Annotated in this window: 4 protein-coding genes; 1 reads left to right on the top strand and 3 read right to left on the bottom strand. The window is 70.7% G+C overall.

The window, feature by feature from the left end; genetic code table 11:
• The first annotated feature begins 291 nt into the window (after positions 1-291).
• Complete coding sequence (locus KMS84_RS37595) at positions 292-2,691, top strand: M4 family metallopeptidase (protein ID WP_256921047.1); 2,400 nt, start codon at positions 292-294, stop codon at positions 2,689-2,691.
• A 66-nt stretch (positions 2,692-2,757) separates the two neighbouring features.
• On the opposite strand, the gene KMS84_RS37590 is transcribed toward KMS84_RS37595, so the two are convergent.
• The 3 genes from KMS84_RS37590 to KMS84_RS37580 form a co-directional block, all read right to left on the bottom strand.
• Positions 2,758-3,948, bottom strand: coding sequence for a glycoside hydrolase family 64 protein (locus KMS84_RS37590; protein ID WP_256921046.1), 1,191 nt, complete (start codon positions 3,946-3,948; stop codon positions 2,758-2,760).
• Positions 3,949-4,257: 309 nt separating this feature from the next.
• Positions 4,258-5,013, bottom strand: a complete 756-nt coding sequence (locus KMS84_RS37585) for a dienelactone hydrolase family protein (RefSeq protein ID WP_256921045.1) — start codon at positions 5,011-5,013, stop codon at positions 4,258-4,260.
• Positions 5,014-5,146: 133 nt separating this feature from the next.
• Positions 5,147-5,767, bottom strand: coding sequence for an L-threonylcarbamoyladenylate synthase (locus KMS84_RS37580; protein ID WP_256921044.1), 621 nt, complete (start codon positions 5,765-5,767; stop codon positions 5,147-5,149).
• Between the last annotated feature and the right edge of the window lie 121 nt (positions 5,768-5,888).

The raw sequence follows: 5,888 nt of genomic DNA, 5'->3' as shown, positions 1-5,888 counted from the left end.
GGTTCAAGGCTCCGTGCGCGCCGGCGGACAGGGCGCGCACAGGCAACTCACAGCTCCGCGGGGCGGGGTGGGGCCGGAGGTGTCCGGAACCGAGGGATAACCCTTGAAGCGTCCCGAGCGTGCTGACATGCCACCGACAAGCCTGTCATCCTCCCACCCAACTGCCGCACAACGGCGGCACGGTGCCCCACCTGTACACGGTCCCGCACCGCTCAGCTCGTCCCGGACAGCACACCCGTCTGCCCGGTCTGTCACCGGCCGATCCCACCGGCCGCAGCAGTAGGAGAACGAGTGAGACCCAATCCCCGCAAGCGGACCGCGGTAGGAGCAGCCCTGCTCTCCACCGCCGCCCTCCTGGCCCTCGGCATCCAGTCGGTTCCGGCGACCGCGGCGCCCGCAGCCCCCCGTCCCACCCCCCTGCGCACCGGCGGCCTGCCCGCCGACCTCACACCCGCCCAGCACGCGACCCTGATCCGCGGCGCCGAGGCGAAGACGACGCAGACGGCGCAGACCCTGGGCCTGGGCGCTCAGGAGAAGCTGATCGTCAAGGACGTCGTGAAGGACAACGACGGCACCGTGCACACACGGTACGAGCGCACCTACGCCGGACTGCCCGTCCTCGGCGGCGACCTCGTCGTGCACACGCCCCCGGCCTCGCTGGCCGCCGGCACGGTGAGCACGACCTTCAACAACAACCGCCGTACCGTCTCGGTCCGCTCCACGACCGCCACGTACAGCAAGGCGGCAGCCGAGACCAAGGCCCTCAAGGCGGCCCGCGCCCTCGACGCCAAGGACCCGGCCGCCAGGAGCGCCCGCAAGGTGATCTGGGCCGGATCGGGCACCCCGAAGCTCGCCTGGGAGACCGTCGTCGGCGGACTGCAGCACGACGGCACGCCGAGCAAGCTGCACGTCATCACCGACGCCGCCACCGGCGCCGAACTCTCCCGCTACCAGGGCGTCGAGACCGGCACCGGCAACACCCAGTACAGCGGTTCGGTCAGCCTGTCCACCACGCTGTCCGGGTCGACCTACCAGCTGTACGACACCACGCGGGGCGGTCACAAGACCTACAGCCTCAACAACGGCACGTCCGGCACCGGCACCCTGATGACGGACGCGGACGACGTGTGGGGCACGGGCTCCGGCTCCAACACCCAGACGGCCGGCGCGGACGCCGCCTACGGCGCCCAGACCACCTGGGACTTCTACAAGAACACCTTCGGGCGCAGCGGCATCAAGAACGACGGCGTAGCCGCCTACTCCCGCGTCCACTACAGCTCGGCGTACGTCAACGCCTTCTGGGACGACGACTGCTTCTGCATGACGTACGGCGACGGCTCCGGCAACACCCACGCGCTGACCTCGCTGGACGTGGCCGGCCACGAGATGAGCCACGGCGTCACCTCGAACACGGCGGGCCTGAACTACTCCGGTGAGCCCGGCGGTCTGAACGAGGCGACCTCCGACATCTTCGGCACCGGCGTGGAGTTCTACGCCAACAACTCCTCCGACGTGGGCGACTACCTCATCGGCGAGAAGATCGACATCAACGGCGACGGCAGCCCGCTGCGCTACATGGACAAGCCCAGCAAGGACGGCGGCTCCGCCGACAGCTGGTACTCCGGGGTCGGCAACCTGGACGTGCACTACTCCTCGGGCCCGGCGAACCACATGTTCTACCTGCTCTCCGAGGGCAGCGGGACCAAGACCATCAACGGCGTCACCTACAACAGCACGACGTCCGACGGCGTGGCCGTCGCGGGCATCGGCCGGGCCGCCGCGCTCCAGATCTGGTACAAGGCGCTGACGACGTACATGACGTCCAGCACCAACTACGCGGGCGCCCGCACCGCGGCCCTGAACGCGGCCGCGGCGCTGTACGGCTCCAGTTCCACCCAGTACGCCGGGGTGGGCAACGCGTTCGCCGGCATCAACGTCGGCGGCCACATCACGGTCCCCTCGACCGGTGTCTCGGTCACCAACCCGGGCAGCCAGACCGCCAAGGTCGGCACCGCGGTGAGTCTCCAGATCTCGGCGAGCAGTACCAACAGCGGCTCCCTGACGTACGCGGCGACCGGACTGCCCGCCGGCCTGTCGATCAACTCCTCGACCGGCCTGATCTCCGGCACGCCGACCACGGCCGGCTCCTCCAGCACCACCGTGACGGTGACCGACGCCACCGGCGCGACCGGCACCGCGGCCTTCACCTGGACGGTCAGCACCACCGGCGGCGGTTGCACCGCCACACAGCTCCTGGGCAACGCGGGCTTCGAGTCGGGCAACACGACCTGGACCGCGTCCAGCGGCGTCATCACCAACTCCAGCAGCCAGGCCGCCCGCACCGGCTCGTACAAGGCCTGGCTCGACGGCTACGGGTCGACGCACACCGACACGCTCTCGCAGTCGGTGACGATCCCGAGCGGCTGCACCAACACCACCTTCACCTTCTACCTGCACGTCGACACGGCCGAGACCACGGCGAGCACCCAGTACGACAAGCTGACGGTCTCCGCCGGTTCGACCACGCTGGCCACGTACTCCAACCTCAACGCGGCCTCCGGCTACGTGCAGAAGTCCTTCAGCCTCGGGTCCTTCGCGGGCTCCACCGTGACCCTGAAGTTCTCCGGCGTGGAGGACTCCTCCCTTCAGACCAGCTTCGTCGTGGACGACACGGCCGTCACCACCGGCTGATCCGCCCCTGAGACGACGACGTCCCGTCCACGTGCTCCCTGCGTGGGCGGGACGTCGCGCGTGCGCTCAGCTCAACGGGTCGAGCGTCAGATAGGCCTGGCGCGGAGAGCCGTCGTGGACGAGCGACTCCTGGTGGCCGACGTCGTCGAAGGCGAACGCGTACGCCTTGCCGTCGGCCATCTGCGCGTGGATCCCGCGTGCGTACTGGTTGGTCACGGCGTCCTGGTAGAAGCCGGCCGTCGTGGCGTCGGGCTGGTTGGGGTTGACCAGCAGGGTGGAGCGGTTGAAGCCCGCGCACAGGGTCCGAGAGATCGGCCCGCGCACGGCGTCGTTGGGGGCGTCCAGCAGCCGGTGGCAGCCGAAGACGCTGGACGCGTCCGGCTTCTGGAAACTGGTGACGACGGCTCCCGAGGCGTTGGTGAAGTTCATGACCCCGCCCGAGACCCGGCCGTAGTACCTGGTCCCCGGCTGGTCGGCGAAGGGCGTCACGGTCAGCGTCGTCGTGGCGTACTTCTGCCACACGCGGTTGACGTAGTCGTCCATGACGCCGGCCGGGAGCGCCCCGGTCTCCACCCCGTACAAGGGGGAGAGGGCGCGCAGCACGGTGCCGTCGGAGCGGGTCTGGATCAGGTTCGCCCAGCCCCCGGGCCGGCCGCGCAGGGAGTCGAAGAAGCCGGTGTAGCCGCCCGGCTTGAGGTGTCCGGTGCTGACCGTGGTGCCGTCGGCGCGCTGCACGCCCACCGCGTACGGCGCGGAGAACATGTCGACCTGGGTGCTGTTGAGCCACAGCCCCGCGTCGTTGAGCGTGTACTCCGACCAGTTGAACAGGATGGAGCGGTTGGGGTCGCTCGGGTTCTGCACGGCGGGTTGCACCAGTCCGCCGGTGGTCAGCCGGAAGTCGAGCTTGCGCCCGTAACTGAAGTAGATCCGGCCGGAGAACTTCGGTATCCGGATCGTGGCCGACTGCCCGGGGGCCGGCCCGGCGATCGACGCGTCCGGCGCCGGGGTCGGCGGGTTGCCGCCGGCGGGCCAGGGGTGGAAGCCGCCGTTTCCGTCCGCCCAGCCCTGGCGGCCCGACGACAGCTGGGTGCCGAGGTCGTACACGTAGACGGGCTCGCCGCGCCCGGAGTTGTTGGTGATCTTCAGGGCGACGGTGTCCGGGACGGCGGCCCGGGCGGCCTGTGGGGGCCCGAGGCTGAGCAGGGCGCCGACGAGGGCGACCGCTCCCAGCACTCGGAAGGTGATCCTGGTGAGCACTCTCCACCTCCGTGGGGGGGTAGGCCTGTGGGGTGGTCCGGGAGGTCGGCCCGAGGGGTCGGCCGTCGCGGGGTGCGCAATTGGTCCGGACCAGTCTGAGAGCGCTCTCAAGGTCGCACCGGGTTGTGCCCATGTCAACGATTTCGGCAAAGGAGAACGCCCGCGACCTCCCTCGGGGATCGCGGGCGTTCCGTGCGGGCCATGGCATTCCGTGCGGGCCGCTGCCCTCGGTGCGAGTCGCGGCGGCCCGGGTGAGTCACGGCGGCCCGTGCTCCGGTCGACGGGTCTGATGATTCGTCAGGAGGTCCGTCAGAAGGTCCGCTTCAGCAGATCCAGCAGCGCGGTCCAGTGCCGCTCCGCCGCCGCCTCGTCGTACGCGGAGGTGTCGGCCTGCGTGTAGCCGTGCTCGGCGCCGGTGTAGACCTCGCAGGTGTGCCGGACGCCGGCGGCGGTGAGGGCCTCCTCGAAACGCGCGATCTGCTCCGGCGGCAGCCCCGGGTCGTCGTCGGCGTGGCCGAAGTACACCTCGCACCTGATGTGCTCGGCCGCGAGGTGCGGGCTGTCCGGCGCGTCGGTGACGAGACGGCTGCCGTGGAAACCGGCCACCGCCGCGATCCGGTCCGGATGGGCGCCGGCGGTGGCCAGGGTGAGCCGGGCGCCCATGCAGTATCCGGTCACCGCGACCGGGCCGTCGGCGACCGCCGGGCTCTCCCGCATCCATCGCAGGTACGCGTCGGCGTCCCGGACGATCAGTTCGGGGGTGAGCGCCAGCAGATAGGGGTAGAGCGTCTCGAAGATCTCCGGCCGGGCGGCGGGGTCGATGAACTCGGGCAACTCCATCACGGGGGCGCGGCCGTGACGGTAGAACAGGTTGGGGACCAGCACCGCGTAACCGGCCTCGGCCAGCCGGTCGGCCATCGCCCGCAGATGCGGACGCAGCCCGAAGGCGTCCTGGTAGAGCAGCACGCCCGGGCGGGGCGCCCCGTCTCCGGGACGGGCGAGATAGGCGTCGGCGACGCCGTCCTCGGTGGGGACGTCCACTGCTGTTCCCTGTACGGAGGTCATGGGGGAGCCTCTCTGCGCGGTGCGCGGCGACGAGCGGTCGGCCGGTCCCGGCCGGTCCGGGCGGACGACACCGGCTCATCGTTGCATGCACCATGCGTCCGGCCGCCAGGGCCCCCGCAGCGCGACGCCCCCGCTACTCGAACCGCGAGGTGTCGCCCGCGCCGTGCCGCACGATCTGCGCCTCGCCCTCGGAGAAGTCGATCACCGTGGTCGGCTCGGTTCCGCACTCCCCGGAGTCGAGGACGCCGTCCACCACGAGGTCGAGGGTGTCCTTGATCTCCCAGCCCTGGGTCATCGGCTCGGCCTCACCGGGCAGCAACAGGGTGCTGGACAGCAGCGGTTCGCCGAGCTCGGTCAGCAGGGCCTGGGTGACGACGTGGTCCGGGATGCGCACGCCCACGGTCTTCTTCTTCGGATGCTGGAGCATGCGCGGCACCTCCTTCGTCGCCGGGAGGATGAACGTGTAGCTTCCGGGCGTCGACGCCTTGATCGCGCGGAACACGTCCTTGTCGACCCGGACGAACTGGCCGAGCTGCGCGAAGTCCTGGCAGACCAGCGTGAAGTGGTGCCGGTCGTCGAGGTTGCGGATGGCCCGGATGCGGTCGATGCCGTCCTTGCTGCCCAGCCGGCAGCCCAGGGCGTAGCAGGAATCCGTCGGGTACGCGATGAGCGCGTCCGCCCGGATGGCTGCCGCGACCTGGGAGATGGTGCGCGGCTGGGGGTTGTCGGGGTGAACGTCGTAGTACTTCGCCATTGGCCGAGCTTATGCCGTGCCGGGCGGCAGCACCGCGCGGGACCGCCCGGCCGGCGGTGACGGGGCACGATGGTGGTTGGCCGGGCCGGGCTGGGGCGGTGGGCCGCGGGCCCCCGGGCGG

It is taken from the genome of Streptomyces hilarionis, assembly GCF_024539675.1.
Classification (GTDB): domain Bacteria; phylum Actinomycetota; class Actinomycetes; order Streptomycetales; family Streptomycetaceae; genus Streptomyces; species Streptomyces hilarionis.
This window is presented reverse-complemented; position numbering and strand designations above follow the sequence as displayed.

Bases quoted from the DNA above. Each gene is read 5' to 3' on its own strand.
- KMS84_RS37585 (WP_256921045.1), bottom strand. From the start codon at position 5,013: ATGACCTCCGTACAGGGAACAGCAGTGGACGTCCCCACCGAGGACGGC.
- KMS84_RS37580 (WP_256921044.1), bottom strand. From the start codon at position 5,767: ATGGCGAAGTACTACGACGTTCACCCCGACAACCCCCAGCCGCGCACC.